Below are 19,902 nucleotides of genomic sequence, written 5' to 3' on the forward strand. Positions count from 1 at the left end.
CGATGGGATTTTTTTTGCTCCTCCTCTTGGGCTCGAACCAAGGACCCTCTGATTAACAGTCAGATGCTCTAACCAACTGAGCTAAGGAGGAGTGTTTCTTTTCGCTTTTGCGAGCGCAAATATATGTTATTTTTTAATTTCAACAAATTTATTTGAAAAATATTTCTATTTAAATAATGCTTTAAAGATATCGTTACCGTTTGCAAATAATACTAAAGCAATAAGAATGAAGAAACCAACCATTTGAGCACGCTCTAAAAACTTTTCACTTGGTTTTCTTCCTGATATCATTTCATAGAGTAAAAACATTACATGACCTCCATCTAAAGCTGGTATTGGCAATAAATTTAATACACCCAACATAATTGATAGAAACGCTGTAAGCGCCCAAAAATCTTGCCAGCTCCAAGTGTCTGGGAACACGTCGTAAATAGCCTTAAAACCTCCTACACCTTTATATGCTCCTGTTTTTGGATTGAATATTTTTTTAAGCTGTTCGCCATAACTAGCAACTTGGTCTTTAAACTTTAATAGTCCTGCTCCAAAACTTTCACCAAAAGTGTAATCGGTCTTAACAATATCATAATAGCCTAAGCGTTCTAAGTCATTAAGATCGCCTCCTGCTTTAATTTCAAATTTACCGTCTTCAACCTTAAGTGTCTTTGTTAATTGTTGGCCATCTCTTAAAATACCAACATCAATTGTCTTGTGTGTTGCAGTTAAAGAATCCATTATTGCATCATACTGGTCATAATACTTTAAGGATTTTCCGTTTAAAGAAACAATAACATCTTTTGGTTGTAAACCTGCAGAAGCGTTTATAGATGTATCAGGAATTTTTTCTAAGATAAAAGGATAGCGTAATGAGAAAAAACTCTTGCTTTCACTAGAACTGAATTGACCTAAAAAATCTTCAGGAAGCACAACTTCTTTAGTCTCGTTACCACTTAAAATTGTAAGTTTTTCCGCAGAAATAATTTTTCTTCTTATTTGTGATACGGTTTCAATCTCTTCGTCATTGATAGCTATAACCTTATCTCCTGTTTTTATACCTAAATCTTTCAATATTGGGTTAGTCACCATGTAACCATCCTTCACACTACTTGATGTAATATCAATATCACCATAAGCAAATGAAATAAATACATAAATAACGTAAGCCAAAATAAAGTTAACCGTTACACCACCAAGCATAATAATTAAACGTTGCCATGAAGGTTTGGACCTAAACTCCCAAGGTTGTGGTGGTTGTGCCATTTGCTCCTTGTCCATGCTCTCATCAATCATTCCTGAGATTTTAACATAACCTCCTAGTGGCAACCAACCAATACCATAAACAGTCTCTCCTATTTTCTTTTTAAATAACGAGTATTTTACATCAAAGAATAAGTAGAATTTTTCTACTCTGGTTTTAAATGCTTTTGCTGGTATAAAGTGTCCTAATTCGTGAAGCACGATTAGAAGTGAAAGACTCAATAAAAATTGAGATATTTTAATTACAAACTCCATGTATCTCTTAAAAAATTAAGCCACAAAAATAACTTTTTAACCGCATTTTGAAAACATTATGTAAACTATTCATTAGTTTTTTAACACAGATTTATTAATTATTCCTTCGTTGGTTTGAAGTTGAACAAAAAGTAATCCTGTTGAAAAAGGAGTTGTGTCAATTGTGGAGGTCCATTCGCTATTGTACAATAGTTGACCCAAGGCATTATAAACCCTTACTTCTTCTACTTGTAAAAAGTCAGGTTTTTTTATGTTTAACGTTTCAGAAACTGGACTCGGATAAATAAGTAGTTTATTATTGAATGCTTCTTCGTTAATACTCAATGATACTGTGTTGTTTCTTGAAATTAAATCGGCTTCAGGATCAAAAATAACAGTATCTACAATAAAATTAACGTTCTCATTGAAGACCTGATTGTTTGTTGTGTTATCCAATACTAAATCTAGCGTCTCACCTTCAGTCCCAATTAATCGAATAGGTACTGGAGCTTCAAAAAACGATACAGATGCATGACTTTGGGTTTGGCTTATTTCAATATCTATTTCTGTAGGTGACTGTTGCGTACAGTTTATGGTATAACTAGGATATCCTTCGTTATACAACCAATCGCTAAAAAACTCTGTTAGATCTTGTCCGCTAGTAGTTTCGATAATATTAATAAACTCTTCTGTTTTTGCATAGTCGTAGGCATGGTCTTCATCTACTAGATAAGTTTGAAGACCGCCAAAAAACTCAGTATCTCCAAGTTTTTTACGTAGCATATGCAAAACCATTGCGCCTTTACTGTAAGATAATCTATAATTAAATATTCTACTTACGCTTAGAGTATCAGCATCTGATAAATACACTGCTCCATCTGGAGCAGAAGTAATTGTATTTATGTTTTGTTGCTTCCAATTTATAAAGGCTTCGTTTCCGTCTAATTCTTCGTAAACAATACCTGACAAGTAAGTTGCGAAGCCTTCGTTAAGCCAAATATCCTTCCAACTACCACAAGTTATTTTATTTCCAAACCATTGATGTGCTAGTTCGTGTGCAATAAGATTTCGGCTAAAATTTCCCATAAATGAAACCGTTGTATGCTCCATTCCGCCTCCCCAACCAAATTGAGCATGACCATATTTTTCATCAGCAAAAGGATATTCTTCAAATAAATCAGAAAAAATATTCATTATATCAACAGTAACTGGAGTACTAGCTTGAGCGCTTGTTAAGTTTTCAGGAAACACATAATTGACAATATCAAATGGGTTACCATTGTTGGATACAGTATGCGAATACACTTCATAATTAGTAACCGCAATTGCTATTAGATATGCAGGAATTGGATGACGATGCTTATATCGTGTGGTTTTATCGCTTCCGTTTGTGGTTTGACTTATTTCCAAACCGTTTGACACAGCAACATATGCTTCGTTTGAAGGGTTAAATTGAGGCGTTGTTAAATACACATCAACAGAGTCTATCTTATCAATTAAATCTTGTTTACAAGGCCACCAACCTTTAGCTCCATAAGGTTCGGATAATGTCCATATTATTGGGTCTCCATTATGAGTTGTTTGTTCAAAAGAACCAAACCCAGAACTTATGGGATTACCAGAGTAACTTATAGTCAAAGAATCTAGCACACCTGCATTTTGTACAGCAGGAAGTGTAATTACGAGTTCGTCATCAGAGTTTTGTGTATATGATAGTGTATTACCATTATGTAACACTTGCGAAACGGTCATGTTATCAGCAAGGTCAAAAGTAATTTCGGTTAACGCTTCTTTAGCTTCAAAATAAGTAGTGACATCTCCTGAAATAAATGATACTGAAGGGTCAACATTTAACTCTAATCTATGATATTTTAAATCATAATTACCTGTATTGAGATTTGCTCTGTAGAACATTTGGTTGAGCGCTGCTTTGGCTTCAGCTTCTCTAATAGTGTTCAAAGTTTCATTAAAATCTTGCCCAAAAGCAGTAATTGAAAGGACAAAAAACAGGTAAGGTAAAAATGTTCTCATAGCTTTAATTTATCATGTTAAAAATACCACTTTTATGGGTATTGTGTCGTATTTTTGCATTCAAATCTTACGTTTTCACCTCAAAATCAAGCAAAATGCTGTCTTTTTTTAAAGAATACAAATTTTTCGGAATTGTTTTATTAATCGTTTCGGCAATTATAATTTCAATATTCTATTCTATTCTAAAACCTAAAAAAGTACTTCCTATTTATCAACCTGCAATGGTGAATTATGAAATGGTTGACAGCACTATTCAGCACCAAAAAAAGTATCATAAAATTGCAGACTTTTCCTTAACAAATCAAAACGGACAAACCATAACCCAAAACGATTACAAGGATAAAATTTATGTGGCGGATTTCTTTTTTACAACCTGTCAAACCATTTGCCCAATAATGACAGACCATATGTATAAAATACAAAAGGAAATAATTGATGATGATGAAGTAATGCTATTGTCGCATTCGGTTACTCCAAAAATTGATTCTGTTGCGCAGTTAAAACGCTATGCAAAACAAAAAGGCGTTAATGACAAAAAATGGAACTTGGTAACAGGTGACAAAAAGCAAATTTACGAGCTTGCTAGAAAAAGTTACTTAGCAGTTAAAACCGTTGGGAGTGGTGATGAGTATGATATGATTCATACCGAAAACTTTATGCTTATTGACAAAAAACGCCAAATAAGAGGTTTTTATGATGGCACAAAACCTGAAGATATTACACAATTATTAGAAGACATTGAAACATTAAAACAGGAAAAACCTTAGATTTTTGTTAAGCATTTTTTTACCCTGAATATTTCTCTTATTTTTGCTTCTTTAAAATCAATCTAAATAAGCTTGCAACACACTATAGCACATTTAAAACGTGGTCAAAAAGGAATTATAAAAGATGTTTCATCTGTTCATATTCCTTTAAAATTATTGGAGATGGGTTGTTTACCTGGTAATAGTGTAGAGCTGTTACATGTTGCGCCTTTTTCGGACCCAATGTATTTGAATATTAATGGATCGCATTTAGCTATTAGAAAAGAAACTGCTGTTCATATTTTAATTGATATTGTAATATGAGTAAGCAAATTAACGTAGCGCTTATTGGTAATCCCAATACTGGAAAAACATCGGTTTTTAATGCCTTAACAGGACTCAACCAAAAAGTTGGTAATTATCCAGGAATTACTGTCGATAAAAAAGAAGGTGTTTGCAAGTTACCTCGTGGTGTAAAAGCCCACATTATTGACCTTCCTGGAACTTATAGTTTAAACGCCTCTTCACTAGATGAAAATGTAGTTATTGAGCTACTTTTAAACAAAAACGACAAAGATTTTCCTGATGTAGCTGTTGTTGTTAGCGATGTTGAAAATTTAAAGCGTAACCTTTTATTATTTACCCAAATTAAAGACTTAGAGATACCAACTATTTTGGTAATTAACATGTCTGACAGAATGGATTATAAAGGTATTTCTTTAGATATTGAGTATTTAGAAAAAGAGCTTAACACAAAAATAGCACTAGTGAGTACCAGAAAAAATACTGGTATTTCTGAGCTTAAAACGCTCATTTCAGATTATAAAAAGCTATCTACAAAAGGATGTTTAAACGCTTCTGAAATTGACAAAGCCTATTTTGAAAACCTTCAAAACGCATTTCCAGACCAACTGTTATACAAACTTTGGTTAGTCATTACACAAGATGTTAATTTTGGCACTGTTGAAAGACAAGAGTTTGATAGTTTAGAAGATTTTAAAACCAAAAGTAAAGCCGATTTAAAACGACTTCAGCAAAAGGAAACCATTAAGCGCTATCAGTTTATAAACAATGTGCTTAAAAAAGGACAAACCATAGACCTTAAAAACGCTAAGGACCTTCGTATTAAACTAGACAGGATTCTAACGCACAAAGTTTGGGGTTATGTTATTTTCTTTGCCATTTTACTATTAATGTTCCAAGCGGTTTATAACTGGGCAGCTTACCCAACTGATTTGATTGATGAAGGGTTTGCTACTTTAGCCGATTGGGTAAAAAACACCTTACCTGAAGGCGTATTCACAAATTTATTAGCCGAAGGTATTATTGCAGGAATAGGTGGTATTATGGTATTTATCCCACCAATTGCATTCCTCTTTTTCTTTATTGCTTTACTAGAAGAAAGTGGTTACATGAGTCGCGTTGTATTTTTAATGGATCGTGTAATGCGTCGTTTTGGACTAAGCGGAAAAAGCGTAGTGCCTTTAATTTCAGGAAACGCTTGTGCTATTCCAGCTGTTATGGCTGCAAGAAATATTGAAAGCTGGAAAGAACGTCTAATTACCATATTGGTTACACCTTTTACAACGTGTTCTGCACGATTACCAGTGTATGTTATCATTATTGCTTTGGTTATTCCAGACGGACGTTTCTTAGGTTTAAGCTATCAAGCATTAACCCTAATGTCTTTATATATTATTGGTTTTTTAACTGCTATATTTTCAGCTTATATATTAAACAAAGTACTGAAAATAAAGAGCAAATCCTACTTTGTGGTTGAAATGCCTAGTTATAAATTTCCTTTGTTGAAAAATGTAGGGTTGACCGTTTTGGAAAAAACTAAAACCTTTGTGTTCGAAGCTGGTAAAATCATTTTAGCCATTTCTATTGTATTGTGGTTTTTAGCTTCGTATGGTCCTGGAGAACGATTTAACGACGCTGAAAACATAGTAAAAACTGAAAGTCCTCAACTTTCTGAAGAAGAATTGAATGATAAAATTGCTGCTCATAAACTAGAGTATAGCTATATAGGTATTGTTGGTAAAACCATTGAACCTATAATTAAGCCATTAGGTTACGATTGGAAAATTGGTATTGGACTAGTCACTTCTTTTGCAGCTCGGGAAGTTTTTGTGGGTACACTTGCCACAATTTACAGTGTTGGTAGCGCCAATGATAACGAAGATGAAGACACCATAAAAAACAAAATGGCTGCCGAAACACACAACGATGGCACAAAGGTATTCACGCTAGCTTCAGGGATTTCTTTATTGTTGTTTTATGCCTTTGCAATGCAATGTATGAGTACATTAGCTATAGTAAAACGAGAAACTAATTCTTGGAAATGGCCAATGCTACAACTTATAACTATGAGTGCTTTTGCGTATATTGTTGCTTTATTGGCATTTCAATTTTTAAAATAAGATGAACGATACTATTCAAAACATATTGGTTTTTGTTACATTAGGAATCGCAATATTATTTTTGGTCAAAAAATTTATTTGGAAGCCAAAAAAAGCGACAACTAAATCTTGTGGCAACAGTGATTGTGGCTGCAGCTAAAAACCTAAATTGGCTATAATAATTATTCTTATTGCTTATTTTTTTGACTACAAATCAAGACCTGACACTTTTATATCAGATTTAAAGTCTGGATTAATGATTTTTGGTTGTTTCGTCTTGTATGCTTTAATTTTAAGATATCAATTCAACATAAATATGTTATACATCATATTTTCTATTGGAATTGAAATAATACTCTTATTTACTATTAAGGGTTTTATAAAAAAATAGCTATTACTTATTATACTTCTTCAACCACGCCAAAGTATGTGCTACTTTACTAATCAAGTTACTAGGCTTTGCAGCAATATTGTGATACGATTCAGGAATTTCAACTAAAACGGTTTCTATCTTACGTAGCTTTAAAGCATGATATAATTGTTTAGCTTCACTAGGTGGTGTTCGTAAATCATTCATTCCAACCATAACCATTGTTGGTGTTTCAATATTTCCTACTAAAGAAATTGGTGAAAACTTCCAATAGTTTTCAAAGTTTTCCCAAGGATGTCCTGGATAACGTGTGTCTTTGTAATAAAAATAATTATCAGCAACCAACGTTTTACTAATCCAATTCATTACAGGTTTTACCACAACTGCTGCCTTAAAACGATTGTTCATTCCTATCATCCACGCAGTCATAATTCCTCCTGCACTTCCTCCAGTTACAAACAATTTGTCGTTATCTGCAATGCCTTTTTCAACTAAATAATCCACACCATCCATCACATCGTTATAGTCTTGTCCTGGATAATTGTTCTTCAATAGATTCCCGAATTCCTCACCATAGCTAGTGCTTCCTCTAGGGTTTGGATAAAACACCACATAACCATCAGCTGCATACAATTGAATTTCAGCTGTAAAACGATCTCCATAGTTTAAAATCGGCCCTCCATGATTTTCAACCAATAACGGATAGCTTTTAGAAGCATCATAAAAAGGTGGCTTTACAATCCATCCTTGAATATCTCTTCCATCAAACGTCGATTTGTACCACACTTCTTCTACTTCACCAAGTTGTCTGTGTGCTAAAACATCAGCATTTAAACTGGTAATAAGTTTTGGCGTTTTTTTATTTTGAATTACAGCCAATTCTGCAGGATATTCTGGTCGTGTTTGCGTGTAAGCAATAACACCTTTATTTGATACCGAATACGACCCAGACGCATAAGGTCTTCCTATGGTTGTGCCTCCAACATTATCAGTAAGTTTTGAAATTTTTCCTGAGGTTGTAATGTAACCTATTTTGGTATTTCCTTTTTCGTCATACATAAAGTACAAGCCTTTTCCTGAAGTGTCCCAAGTAATATCTGAAACGCTTTCATCCAAGCCAGAAGAAATAATTCTTCGGTTAGAACCATCAGTATTCATTAAATGCAAAACCGTATTTTGATGGTCTTGAACTTTGTCTAAATAGCCTAAAAATGCAACTGTTTTTCCATCTGGTGATACTTTTGGCGAATAATCTGGTCCATCTTGAGTAGTTAAAGCGATTATCTGTTGGGTATTCACATTCACTTTATAGACTTCGCTATTTCTAAATCTATATTCCCAATCGTCTACTCTATTTGCGGAGAAGTAAATCTCTTTTCCGTTAGGTGAAAACGACAAGCTTCCTCCATGACTGTAATCTCCTGATGTTAATTGACGTGCTGTTCCGCCTTCAGCAGAAATCATAAAAATATGTGTAAAGCCTGTTGGCATATAACCTCTACCATCGGCTTCGTGTTTTAGTCTATCTGTAATTCGTGCTGGTTCAGCCCATTTAGCGCCTTTAGGTTTTGATGGCATTTGTGCTACAACAGGTGGCTTTTCATCAACAAACATGGTAAATGCTATTTGTGAACCATCTGGTGACCAAGTTAGGTTTCCTGGTGATTTTTCTAATTGTGATAATTTGGCAATTTGACCAGAACTTACCCAATACATATAAATTTCGGCACCTTCATTGGTAGAACTTACAAACGCTATACGATCTCCACTTGGCGACCATGTTGCTTTTGACTCACCTACTTCTCTAGAGGTTAATTTTCGATGTGATGTTCCGTCAGTATTAATAATCCAGAGGTTGCCTCTAGAATTATCTTTCATGATATCAAATCCGTTTCTTCGGTAAACAATTTGTGTACCATCAGGTGAAATTTGAGGGTCACTAACCCATTCTAATTCAAAAACATCTAAAGGTTGAAATGGTATTTTTTCGTTTTGTGCGGTTAAACATCCAAAACTCATAACACTAATTAAGAAGACTAAAAAACGGTTCATTGCGTGTATTTAAATATTAAAAGCGAAAGTTACTAATTATTAAAATCTCTTCCTAAATTAAATATTTTAGCTATCTTTGAAAAATATTTAAGTATACTTAAATTTAATTTAAAGCAATTATAAATGTCTGTAGCTATTGAAAATTTTGTAAAGGCCATTTACAACAACAACATACAAGATCATCATGATACCAAACCTGGTAACATTGCTAAAAAACTTGGAATATCTAATGCTGCTGCAACAGATATGGCTAAGAAATTAGCCTCTAAAGATTTGTTGAAATATGAAAAATACCAAGCACTTCAACTTACCGAAGCTGGCACAAAAATGGCTCTTAACGTCGTGAGAAAGCACAGGCTTTGGGAAGCATTTTTGTTCAAACTTTTTGACATGAGTTTACATGAAATTCATCGTGAAGCAGAATTGTTGGAACACGAAACCTCCGATTTTTTAGCAAATAAAATCAGTGCTTATTTAGGCAATCCAAAATTTGATCCTCATGGTGATCCAATTCCAAATGAACGTGGTGAAATAACTACCGAAGATCATTCTATTTCGCTTTCAAATGCTGAGGAAGGAAAATCATACATTATTTCACGTTTGATGAGTGACGACAAAGAGTTCTTTGATTTTTGTGCATTAAATGGCTTAAAATATGGCAACGCTATAGTCGTGACAAAGCAGTTCAGTAAAAACAAAATGACACAAATTACCATCAACACTAACACTATTCTTTTAAATGAAGATTTTACAAACATTATCTATGTCAATGAAGCGTAATACAATTATAACAGCCTTGTTTTCTGGTATGTTATCATGTGCTGTCTATTCACAAAATGATAGTTTAAACATTGTTTCTGCTCTAGAAGGGAAATTAATTAGCTTTTCCGATGAACCATTAGTAACCGACAGACCAGACGCAACCGAGTCGTCTTCAACCGTTGGCAAAGGTGTTTTACAATTTGAAACTGGCGGAATTTATGAATCTTACGAAAACAACAACATAAAAAACGAAAACTATACCTACAACACCATGTTGATTCGTTATGGAATTCTCGATAACATGGAATTGCGCTTGGGTTGGGATTTTGTAGAAGGCATCACCAAAGTAAATGGCAACAAACTGGATAATATTACTAGCGGATTTTCGCCTTTGTTATTGGGTGTGAAAGTGGATATTACTGAAGAAAATGGATTAATGCCTGAAATTGCACTTATTGGTCATGTGTTTCCTGTTTTTAGTGCTTCAACTGACTATAGACCAGAACATACAGGAGTAGATTTTAGATTTTCATTGTCACACACATTAAGTGAAAAATCAAGCTTAGGATACAATATTGGTGCAGAATGGGGAAATGATTCTCCTGAAGCCGCTTGTGTTTACACTTTAGCTTATGGTTACAGTATCACAGACAGGTTTGGAATGTATGCTGAAGTTTATGGCGATTTACCTGAAGACCATTCGGCAAATCACTATTGGGATGCTGGCATGACCTATTTAATGTCTAATGACTTGCAATTAGACGCTTATGTAGGCACTAGCATTACTGAAGGACAAGACATTTTATTAGGCATAGGATTTAGTTACAGAGCAAAAAAATAAACCATGAAAAAAATACTATTTGTTGTAATAGCAGTAACATTGTTAGGCTGTAAAAAAGACGAAAAAAACAATAACAAACTCAATGTGGTTACCACAACAACCATGATTACCGATTTGGTTAAAAACATTGGTGGAGATAATATCAACCTTCAAGGATTAATGGGAAGTGGTGTCGATCCTCACCTTTACAAAGCAAGCGAAGGCGATGTTACCAAACTGGTAAATGCCGATATTATTTTTTACAACGGATTGCATTTGGAAGGTAAACTCGTTGAAGTCTTTGAAAAAATGGAACGAAGTGGAAAAACGCCAATTGCCTTGACTGATGTCATTGACAAATCTACCTTAATAGGTTCCGATTATTTTGCTTCAAATTACGATCCTCACATATGGTTTAATATCGATTATTTTATCAGCTTTGGAAGTGAAGTCTCTAGAGTTTTACAAGAAAAAGATCCTGAAAATGCGCAACTGTATGAGGAAAATTGGCAAAACTACTACAAGCGTCTTTTAAGCTTAAAGTCTGATATCACATTAAAGATTGAGGAATTACCAAAAGAAAAACGCATTTTAGTGACAGCTCATGATGCGTTTAATTACTTTGGAAGGTCTTACAATTTTGAAGTTGTTGGCCTACAAGGACTCTCAACAGCAACTGAAGCTGGTGTTCAAGATGTTCAAAAATTATCGGCTTTTATTATTGAAAAAAGCATTAAGGCTATATTTGTAGAAAGTTCAGTGCCAAAGCGCACAATTGAAGCACTACAAGCAGCAGTAAAATCTAAAGGTCACAACGTTGAAATTGGCGGAACTTTATATTCTGATGCGCTTGGAAATGCAGGAACTGATGAAGGCACTTATATTGGCATGTTTGAGTATAATGTAAATACTATTGTTAATGCGTTGAAATAATGAAAAAAATAGCTGTACAAGTCGATGATTTAACGGTTGCTTATAACTACAAACCTGTACTTTGGGATATTGATTTAGAAATTCCTGAAGGTGTTCTTATGGCTATTGTTGGACCAAATGGCGCAGGAAAATCGACACTTATCAAAGCCATATTAGGTATTTTAAAACCCATTGCTGGTAGTGTTTCCATTTATGGAAAACCTTATGACAAGCAACGTGCTTTGGTTGCTTACGTACCTCAAAAAGGAAGTGTAGATTGGGATTTCCCAACAACAGCTTTGGATGTTGTCATGATGGGAACTTATGGCAGTTTAGGCTGGATAAAACGTCCTGGTCAAAAAGAAAAAAAAGCAGCTCTTGAAGCTTTGGAAAAAGTGGGTATGTTGCCTTTTAAAAACAGGCAAATCAGCCAGTTATCTGGAGGACAACAACAGCGTATTTTTTTAGCACGAGCTTTGGTGCAAGACGCTTCAATATATTTTATGGATGAACCTTTTCAAGGCGTTGATGCCACTACTGAAATTGCCATTATCAATATTTTAAAGGAATTGCGAAAAGCTGGAAAAACCGTTATTGTCGTACATCACGATTTACAAACTGTTCCTGAATATTTTGATTGGGTAACTTTCTTGAATGTGAAAAAAATTGCCACAGGTCCTGTCAAGGATATTTTTAATGATGACAACCTGACTAAAACCTACGGCATTAATTATAAAGTGAGTATACAAGAGTAATATTAAAAACTGTCATCCTGAACTTGATTCAGGGTCTAAAATTAATGGATTCCGCATCAACACTTTGACAAGCTCAGTGTGATATTGCGGAATGAAAAAAAACAAAAACTAATGTCTAACCTCTAACAACAAAATCCCAATAGACTTTCTAGAATACATAGAACTCGTAATTAACGATTACACCTTAAGAACCATCACACTTGGAACCGCAATTCTTGGTGCTGTTACTGGTATGTTGGGTAGTTTTGCTGTACTCCGAAAACAAAGTTTACTTGGAGATGCTATTTCCCACGCTGCCTTACCTGGAATTGCAATCGCTTTTTTAATTACTGGAGCAAAAGACAGCAATACGCTCTTGTTAGGTGCTTTAGTAAGTGGGTTACTTGGCACGTTCTGGATTAGAGGCATCATTACCAAAACACATTTAAAATCGGATACTGCTTTGGGCTTGATTTTGTCCTTGTTCTTTGGTTTTGGAATGTTATTGCTCACCTTTATTCAAAAACAACCCAATGCCAATCAAGCTGGATTAGACAAATACCTGTTTGGTCAAGCGGCAACCTTAGTGGAAAGTGATGTGTGGTTAATGGCTATCGTGACTGGACTGTGCTTATTGGTGCTTTTACTCTTTTGGAAGGAATTCAAAATATTATTGTTTGATAAAGACTATGCAAAAACATTAGGTTTCAACACCAAAACCATTGACATCCTAATTACGAGTTTTATTGTTTTAGCTATTGTTTTAGGCTTACAAACTGTAGGTGTGGTTTTAATGAGTGCTATGTTATTAGCACCTGCTGCTGCTGCAAGACAATGGACCAATAGCTTGAGTAAGATGGTGCTTTTAGCTGCTATTTTTGGCGCCTTTTCAGGAGTGTTTGGTACTGCCATTAGCGCAAGTCAGAACAACCTATCTACTGGTCCTGTTATTGTTATTGTAGCATCAGTGTTTGTTGTTGTGTCTTTTATCTTTTCTCCAAGCAGAGGATTACTATTTCGACAAATCCGATTTATTGCCAATAGACGCGATTTGGAACAGCAAAAAACCCTAGCCTTTATGTACCATATCGCTGAAACCCATGAAGATATTTCGCATCCTCATACCATTAAAATCTTAAATAACTTCCAAGGGTTTACACGTAAAACCTTGCAAAAACTGGTTGATAAAGACTATGTCACCATTGATGGCACGATGTGGAGTTTAACCCAAAAAGGTTTTGAAAAAGCTGCTAACCTGTATAACCAACAACACAAGACCGATGAATAGCGCTCAAATTGAAATACAGCTCATTGCCAGTTTGGTTGCTGTGGCTTGCGCCATTCCAGGAACGTTTTTAGTGCTTCGAAAAATGGCAATGATTAGCGATGCTATCAGTCATTCTATTTTACCAGGAATTGTAATTGGATTTTTCATAACGCAAGACCTCAACTCGCCATTGCTTATTTTATTAGCAGCCATCACAGGAATTATTACAGTGGTTTTGGTAGAGCACATTCAAAAAACAGGCTTGGTAAAAGAAGATACTGCTATTGGATTGGTATTTCCTGCATTGTTTAGTATTGGTGTGATTATGATTGCTAAAAATGCCAACGATGTACATTTGGATGTAGATGCTGTACTTTTGGGCGAATTGGCTTTTGCGCCTTTTGACAGACTTTTTATTGCAGGAACTGATGTTGGTCCAAAATCGTTATGGATTATTGGCGCTATTCTACTTATTACCTTAGGGTTACTTTTTGCTTTTTTTAAAGAACTAAAAATAAGCACCTTTGATGCTGGATTAGCAGCTTCACTCGGGTTTTCTCCTGCTTTAATTCATTATGGACTAATGACTGTGTCTTCGGTAACTACTGTTGGTGCTTTTGATGCTGTTGGTGCTATTTTGGTCGTAGCTTTAATGATTGCACCTGCTGCAGCTGCCTATTTAATAACTACCGACTTAAAGAAAATGCTCTTACTCGCTATAATATTTGGTGTATTTAGTGCTATTTCAGGCTATTGGTTTGCGCATTGGTTGGATGCCTCAATTGCAGGCTCAATAACAACTATGGTAGGTTTACTTTTTTTAATCGCGTACTTGTTTGCACCAAGTAAAGGTTTAATAGCAGTAATGTACCGAGAAAAACAACAACGTATTGAAGTGTCTTTACTTACATTTTTACTGCATTTAAAAAACCATGACGATATTGAAGAACGTCATGTCAATCACCTCAACGAACATATCAATTGGCAAAAAGTGCGCAGTAAAACCGTATTGGATTTGGCTCAAAAAAATAACATGATTGAAATTGACAATAAGATTGTGTCACTTACCGAAAAAGGCGACGAGTTTACTTCAAAAGCAATAGATTATATTATCACAAACGAAGATGCCCAAATTGAAGACATGAAAGATGATTTCTTTTTGTTTAGAGGTTGATTATCATTTAGAGCGTAGTAAAAAATTACTACTTAAAATCGAAACCGAAGACGAAATCGCTCTTCAATACATTTAAAATCGTTTTTCCTTTTGTAGCTTTTCATACGCTTCCTGTACACGTCTAAACTTCTCTTCAGCTCCTTTTTGGTGTTCTTCTCCTAGATGCGCTACTCTATCAGGATGGTATTTTTTTGCCATTTTACGATAGGCTGCTTTAATTTCATCAACAGTAGCATCTTTAGTGATTTCAAGTATTTTATAAGCACTATCGGTACTGTTGTAAAACATGGCCTTAATACTTTCAAAATCGCGTGAACTAATACTTAAATACCCTGAAATGGTATAAATTTGTCTTACTTCATCTTCAGTAACGTGTCCATCGGCTTTTGCTATTCCAAATAAAAAATGAAGTAGTTGTAAACGCGACGCATGATCCATCATACTGCGTATTTGCATACAAACTTGTCTTGTAGAAATATTCTGCTTACTAATACTTTTAAAGAGTCTAAAGGCATTATTTGCTCGGTCTTTACCATACATATTGGTAAACTGTTGCCTTACAAAATCCAGTTCTCTTTGGTCTTGGTTACCATCGGCTTTTATAACTATAGACGCTAAAATGAGTAGACTTACTTCAAAATCGCCAGATTGTGTTTGTTTTGGTGCCTTAGTTGGTCTTGAGCTATAACGACCTTGTCTTGTACGTTTTGGTTCACTTTGTCCTAAAAGCGGACCACCATTGCCATTGGTCATAGCATCAACAATACTACCTAAAGCTAAACCTACAATTGCTCCTATTGGACCTCCAACAGACCAACCAATTGAAGCTCCAATCCATTTTGAAAAACTCATATGTGTATTTTAATTTTATAAGGGACTCAAATATACTATAGTTAGTAGTTTTTTAACAGCTTTTGTTACTGAAATTACCCATTGAAAACCTAAATGGTTCTATTTATTCTAACAACTACAATCTGTCGATTGCCTACTATTTTTCCGTATCTTTGCACAATAAATTATTAATCTTATAAAATTTACGATATATGTATCCAGCAGAATTAGTAAAACCAATGCGCGAAGATTTGACCAATGTTGGTTTTGAAGAATTACATACTGTTGAAGCTGTTGATGCTGCTTTAGCAAAAAAAGGAACAACTTTAGTAGTTGTAAACTCGGTTTGTGGTTGTGCTGCAGCAAATGCACGTCCAGGAGCAAGAATGAGTTTACAAAATGCTAAACGTCCTGATCACTTAGTAACTGTTTTTGCAGGTGTAGATAAAGAAGCTACTGATAAAGCTAGAGCTTACATGGTTCCTTTTCCTCCAAGTTCTCCAAGTATGGCTTTATTTAAAGATGGTGAATTGGTTCATATGTTAGAGCGTCACCACATTGAAGGTCGTCCAGCTGACATGATTGCTGACAACCTAGTTGATGCTTATAACGAGCACTGTTAATTTGCTACAACATTAAAGAATTATGAAAAAACCACGATATAGTCGTGGTTTTTTTGTGCATACATTTCATTGAATTACTTTTGTAATATGACAAAACTTTTAGCTTACCCTTTAACGGTTATTTACTTCATATTGTTTGGATTAACGCTAGTTATTTTTCATCCAATACAATGGCTGTGTCTTAATGTATTTGGGTATAAAGCTCATAAGATAAGTGTAGATTGGTTACAGTTTTTTATTATGCGATGCCTTAATGTTTTAGGTACTCGTTTTTCGTTTTCCAATCCGTATCAAATTAGCAGTAACCAACCAGTTATTATTATTGCTAACCACCAAAGTATGTACGATATTCCTCCTTTAATTTGGTACATGCGAAAACATCATGTAAAGTTTATTAGCAAGAAAGAATTAGGTAAAGGCATCCCAAGTGTATCGTTTAATTTACGTCATGGTGGTTCTGCATTGATTGACCGAAAAAACCCAAAGCAAGCCATAAAAGCTATTGAAGATTTTTCGCACTATATTGAAACCACCAAGCGTGCAGCTGTGATTTTTCCTGAAGGTACAAGAAGTAGAACTGGAACACCAAAACCTTTTCAAAGAAAAGGACTACTTACCTTGTTTGAGCATATTCCTTCTGCAACCATAGTTCCTGTAACCATAAATAACTCATGGAAAACCTTGCGTTATGGTAAATTTCCAATGGGACTTGGAGCTCATATTACGTTTACCGTTCATGAACCTATAATTTTAAGCGACAGTAAAGACCACATTGCACTTATTAACAATATTGAACAGACCATAACTTCTTCAGTAAAATCATGACTAATCAACAAATAATTGACGCTACTAAAGCTTATGTAAAAGAAACTCTTAAAAATGCCGAAGGAGGTCATGATTGGTTTCATACCTTAAGAGTTTACAACAACGCTGTATTGATTTCTAAAAAAGAACCTGTTGATGATTTTGTAGTACAACTTGGAGCATTACTACATGATATTGCTGATAGTAAATTTCATAATGGAGATGAAACTGTGGGTCCTGAAATGGCAAGAGTATTTTTGTTTGAACTAAATGTTGATTCCTTAATTATTGAGCATGTTGTAAATATTATAAAACACATTTCCTTTAAAAACTCCCTAAGTGGAAACACTGAATTTACATCTAAAGAATTACAAGTTGTTCAGGATGCTGATAGGTTAGATGCCATTGGAGCTATTGGTATTGCACGTTGTTTTAATTATGGTGGTTTTAAAAACAGACCGTTGTTTGATCCTTCAATACAACCCAACATGAACATGACCAAAGAGGAATACAAAACCTCAGCGGCACCTACGATAAATCATTTTTATGAAAAGCTATTGTTGTTAAAAGACAAAATGAATACCAAAACAGGACAACAAATTGCCTCTAAAAGACATCAATTTATGGAAACCTATCTAGAGCAATTTTATGCAGAATGGGATGGAGAACGCTAAATTTACTTTTAAAACACTAGAAGGCATTCCTTCTAAAAACAACTTAAATGCAATTTTAACCGTTTATAAATCTGTTTTTGAAGACTATAATATCGATTTTTTTAACGACCGAATTCAACAAAAAGAAGACCTATTAACTCTACTTTGTTATCATCAAAAGCAATTAATTGGTTTTAAAATTGGTTACAAATATAATGCTAGTACTTTTTACAGTTGGGTTGGTGGCGTTTTACCAGATCACAGAAAAAATGGTATTGGAAAACAACTATCGCAATTGCAAGAACAAGTTATAAAGCGCAAAGGTTATAATACGTTAAGAACCAAATCCATGAATCGTTTTAAACCTATGATGATTTTAAACCTTAAAAATGGCTTTGACATTAAAAGTGTTTACACAAATGAAACTGGTCAAACCAAAATAGTGTTTGAAAAGCAGCTAAATTAATTGTGGATAATACGTTTTACTTCGCCTCTATATTTTGATGCACTTTTACCTGTTACTTCCTTAAAGACTTTATTAAAGTGTGAAAAGTTATTGAATCCGCACTCATAACACACATCAGTAATACTAATTTGACTTTCAGAAAGTAGCTTGGTAGCATGCACTACTCTATACTCATTAACAAACTTAGTAAAGGTTTTTCCTGTTACCTTTTTAAAGTATCTACAAAACGCAGGTACTGTCATACTCACTTTATCAGCAATTTCATCTAAGCTTATGTGCTCAGTAAAATTTTGATTGACATGTTTAAAAATAATGTCAATTTTTGCACTATCCTGAGCTTCAGTTTCAAAAGCAAACCCATCAGCATTTAAAAGTGTATAATCTTCGGCTTTAGCTAAAGTGTGTAAAATTTCAAGTAGAACCAGTATTTTTTTAAATCCTTCTTTTTTAGCAAACCTTTCAATTTTATCGCCTAACTTTTTCTTGGTTTTAACTCCAAACAAAATACCTTTCTTAGAACGTTCAAACAAATTATTAATACGTTCCATTTCAGGAATATTAAAAAAATGTGCTCCTAAAAAATCAGGTTTAAATTGAATTAAAGTTTGCGAACCGTTAATGGTTAAACGGTCAGTAAATCCATTATGAGGTAAGTTGGGACCAATTAACAGTAATTGACTATTATTAAAATATGATAAGTGATTACCTATGTGACGTTTTCCTTTTCCTTTGTTTACGTAAATCAGTTCAATTTCAGGATGAAAATGCCAAAACGGTTTTACTTCTTCTTGAAACGTGTAGTTTTCATGTCGTCTCACAAAAATGGAACTTCCAAATTCTGGACTAATTTTTTCGAGTGTAGGTTTTCGTGTTATCATACCCATAACTTTCAATGCAAAATTACAAGTAATGAAATTAAAAACCTATTTAAAATTACCTCAATTATATACTATTTTAACAACCTATAGTTATAGTATTGTTAATAGAGTTAATTCTGTATATAAATTGGGAAAAATCGATGTTTTTAAACCTTGCGTTTCAGTGTACTTTTGAAGTGTCCAAAATTATTAACCTAAATATTTATATGTCATGAAAAAAGCAATTAAAAACAGTATCGTTATGGTAGCTATTATTGCTGCCATGGTAACCAACGCAAATGCAACTGCTACTTTAATAGTTGGTAAGGAGAAAAAAACAATGTTAGCATTAGACGATGTTAAACAAGGACAGCAACTATTAATAAAAGATGTTAATGGTATTATACTATATAAAGAAACCATAAACGCAACAGGAACATACAATAATTTGTTTGACCTTACTCAGCTTCCTAATGGAGACTACTTTTTTGAGTTGAACAAGGATGTTGAAATTAATGTCATTCCGTTTAAAGTTGTAGAAAACAGAGTAGAATTTAATAAGAGTTTAGAGTCTAAGGTCTTTAAACCAATTTTGAGAATGGAAGATAACCGTTTGTTTGTATCAAAGTTCTCGTTAAACAATGCGCCTTTAAGTTTAGAAATTCATTATGCAAATAATGAAGCTACTCATAAAGATTTTGAATTAATCTATTCTGAAAACATAGATAGCACTTCTCAAATTTTTGAACGTGTTTATAAATTAATGAAGGGTAACACAGGAGATTACAAAGTTGTAATAAAAACAGATGGAAGAGAGTTTACCCAAACCGTAAAAATGATTTAAATTGATTATTTAAATAATGTTAGAATGTTAGTTAGTAAAGCGGCAAACCAAAGGTTTGCCGCTTAC

Annotated in this window: 19 protein-coding genes and 1 tRNA gene; 14 read left to right on the forward strand and 6 right to left on the reverse strand. The window is 34.1% G+C overall.

Translation table 11 applies throughout. From position 1 onward, the window contains the following. Nucleotides 1-17 precede the first annotated feature (17 nt). From DMZ43_RS03805 to DMZ43_RS03815, 3 genes are all read right to left on the reverse strand, one after another. Nucleotides 18-91, reverse strand: a tRNA-Asn gene (locus DMZ43_RS03805). A gap of 74 nt (nt 92-165) precedes the next feature. Continuing rightward, complete coding sequence (rseP, locus tag DMZ43_RS03810) at nt 166-1,509, reverse strand: RIP metalloprotease RseP (RefSeq protein ID WP_129759665.1); 1,344 nt, start codon at nt 1,507-1,509, stop codon at nt 166-168. A 72-nt stretch (nt 1,510-1,581) separates the two neighbouring features. Continuing rightward, complete coding sequence (locus tag DMZ43_RS03815) at nt 1,582-3,519, reverse strand: M1 family aminopeptidase (protein ID WP_131506289.1); 1,938 nt, start codon at nt 3,517-3,519, stop codon at nt 1,582-1,584. A 95-nt stretch (nt 3,520-3,614) separates the two neighbouring features. On the opposite strand from DMZ43_RS03815, the gene DMZ43_RS03820 reads away from it, so the two are divergent. The 3 genes from DMZ43_RS03820 (at nt 3,615) to feoB (ending at nt 6,688) form a co-directional block, all read left to right on the forward strand. Next, the gene (locus DMZ43_RS03820; protein ID WP_131506290.1) at nt 3,615-4,286 is read left to right on the forward strand and encodes an SCO family protein; all 672 of its coding nucleotides are present in this window, start codon (nt 3,615-3,617) and stop codon (nt 4,284-4,286) included. Between the two features lie 72 nt (nt 4,287-4,358). Further along, on the forward strand, nt 4,359-4,589 hold the full coding sequence (locus DMZ43_RS03825; RefSeq protein WP_129759668.1) for a FeoA family protein: 231 nt from the start codon (nt 4,359-4,361) through the stop codon (nt 4,587-4,589). After that, a complete protein-coding gene (feoB, locus tag DMZ43_RS03830) occupies nt 4,586-6,688 on the forward strand; it encodes a ferrous iron transport protein B (protein WP_131506291.1) in 2,103 nt (700 codons plus the stop codon). Before DMZ43_RS03825 ends, feoB begins: the two co-directional genes overlap by 4 nt. 373 nt (nt 6,689-7,061) lie before the next feature. On the opposite strand, the gene DMZ43_RS03840 is transcribed toward feoB, so the two are convergent. After that, on the reverse strand, nt 7,062-9,089 hold the full coding sequence (locus DMZ43_RS03840) for a S9 family peptidase (RefSeq protein WP_131506293.1): 2,028 nt from the start codon (nt 9,087-9,089) through the stop codon (nt 7,062-7,064). Between the two features lie 123 nt (nt 9,090-9,212). Here DMZ43_RS03840 and DMZ43_RS03845 point away from each other — a divergent pair, with 123 nt between their 5' ends. From DMZ43_RS03845 to DMZ43_RS03870, 6 genes are all read left to right on the forward strand, one after another. Then, entirely contained in the window at nt 9,213-9,869 is a 657-nt protein-coding gene (locus DMZ43_RS03845) for a metal-dependent transcriptional regulator (RefSeq protein WP_131506294.1), read from the forward strand. Next, entirely contained in the window at nt 9,829-10,692 is an 864-nt protein-coding gene (locus DMZ43_RS03850) for a transporter (RefSeq protein ID WP_238155764.1), read from the forward strand. Before DMZ43_RS03845 ends, DMZ43_RS03850 begins: the two co-directional genes overlap by 41 nt. Before the next feature lie 3 nt (nt 10,693-10,695). Next, complete coding sequence (locus tag DMZ43_RS03855) at nt 10,696-11,604, forward strand: metal ABC transporter solute-binding protein, Zn/Mn family (RefSeq protein ID WP_131506295.1); 909 nt, start codon at nt 10,696-10,698, stop codon at nt 11,602-11,604. Next, nucleotides 11,604-12,338, forward strand: coding sequence for a metal ABC transporter ATP-binding protein (locus DMZ43_RS03860; protein ID WP_131506296.1), 735 nt, complete (start codon nt 11,604-11,606; stop codon nt 12,336-12,338). Before DMZ43_RS03855 ends, DMZ43_RS03860 begins: the two co-directional genes overlap by 1 nt. Nucleotides 12,339-12,477: 139 nt before the next feature. Then, nucleotides 12,478-13,605: a metal ABC transporter permease gene (locus tag DMZ43_RS03865; RefSeq protein WP_131506297.1), complete on the forward strand. Its 1,128-nt coding sequence runs from the start codon at nt 12,478-12,480 to the stop codon at nt 13,603-13,605. After that, nucleotides 13,598-14,758, forward strand: coding sequence for a metal ABC transporter permease (locus tag DMZ43_RS03870; protein ID WP_131506298.1), 1,161 nt, complete (start codon nt 13,598-13,600; stop codon nt 14,756-14,758). The genes DMZ43_RS03865 and DMZ43_RS03870 overlap by 8 nt, the downstream gene beginning before the upstream one ends. Nucleotides 14,759-14,830: 72 nt before the next feature. On the opposite strand, the gene DMZ43_RS03875 is transcribed toward DMZ43_RS03870, so the two are convergent. After that, on the reverse strand, nt 14,831-15,610 hold the full coding sequence (locus DMZ43_RS03875) for a TerB family tellurite resistance protein (protein ID WP_129759681.1): 780 nt from the start codon (nt 15,608-15,610) through the stop codon (nt 14,831-14,833). A 191-nt stretch (nt 15,611-15,801) separates the two neighbouring features. Here DMZ43_RS03875 and DMZ43_RS03880 point away from each other — a divergent pair, with 191 nt between their 5' ends. From DMZ43_RS03880 to DMZ43_RS03895, 4 genes are all read left to right on the forward strand, one after another. Then, entirely contained in the window at nt 15,802-16,212 is a 411-nt protein-coding gene (locus tag DMZ43_RS03880) for a BrxA/BrxB family bacilliredoxin (protein WP_129759682.1), read from the forward strand. Nucleotides 16,213-16,299: 87 nt separating this feature from the next. Continuing rightward, complete coding sequence (locus DMZ43_RS03885; RefSeq protein ID WP_131506299.1) at nt 16,300-17,037, forward strand: 1-acyl-sn-glycerol-3-phosphate acyltransferase; 738 nt, start codon at nt 16,300-16,302, stop codon at nt 17,035-17,037. Then, nucleotides 17,034-17,690 (forward strand): HD domain-containing protein, encoded by a 657-nt coding sequence (locus DMZ43_RS03890; RefSeq protein WP_131506300.1) that lies wholly within the window; start codon nt 17,034-17,036, stop codon nt 17,688-17,690. The genes DMZ43_RS03885 and DMZ43_RS03890 overlap by 4 nt, the downstream gene beginning before the upstream one ends. Next, complete coding sequence (locus tag DMZ43_RS03895) at nt 17,677-18,135, forward strand: GNAT family N-acetyltransferase (protein ID WP_161566729.1); 459 nt, start codon at nt 17,677-17,679, stop codon at nt 18,133-18,135. The genes DMZ43_RS03890 and DMZ43_RS03895 overlap by 14 nt, the downstream gene beginning before the upstream one ends. Here DMZ43_RS03895 and DMZ43_RS03900 read toward each other — a convergent pair. Continuing rightward, the gene (locus tag DMZ43_RS03900) at nt 18,132-19,013 is read right to left on the reverse strand and encodes an AraC family transcriptional regulator (protein ID WP_129759686.1); all 882 of its coding nucleotides are present in this window, start codon (nt 19,011-19,013) and stop codon (nt 18,132-18,134) included. The genes DMZ43_RS03895 and DMZ43_RS03900 overlap by 4 nt on opposite strands. A gap of 211 nt (nt 19,014-19,224) precedes the next feature. Between DMZ43_RS03900 and DMZ43_RS03905 the strand changes: the two genes are divergently transcribed. Continuing rightward, nucleotides 19,225-19,836 (forward strand): hypothetical protein, encoded by a 612-nt coding sequence (locus DMZ43_RS03905; RefSeq protein ID WP_129759687.1) that lies wholly within the window; start codon nt 19,225-19,227, stop codon nt 19,834-19,836. Nucleotides 19,837-19,902 lie beyond the last annotated feature (66 nt).

This window comes from Meridianimaribacter sp. CL38 (assembly GCF_004328055.1).
GTDB classification, from domain to species: Bacteria; Bacteroidota; Bacteroidia; order Flavobacteriales; family Flavobacteriaceae; genus Gaetbulibacter_B; species Gaetbulibacter_B jejuensis.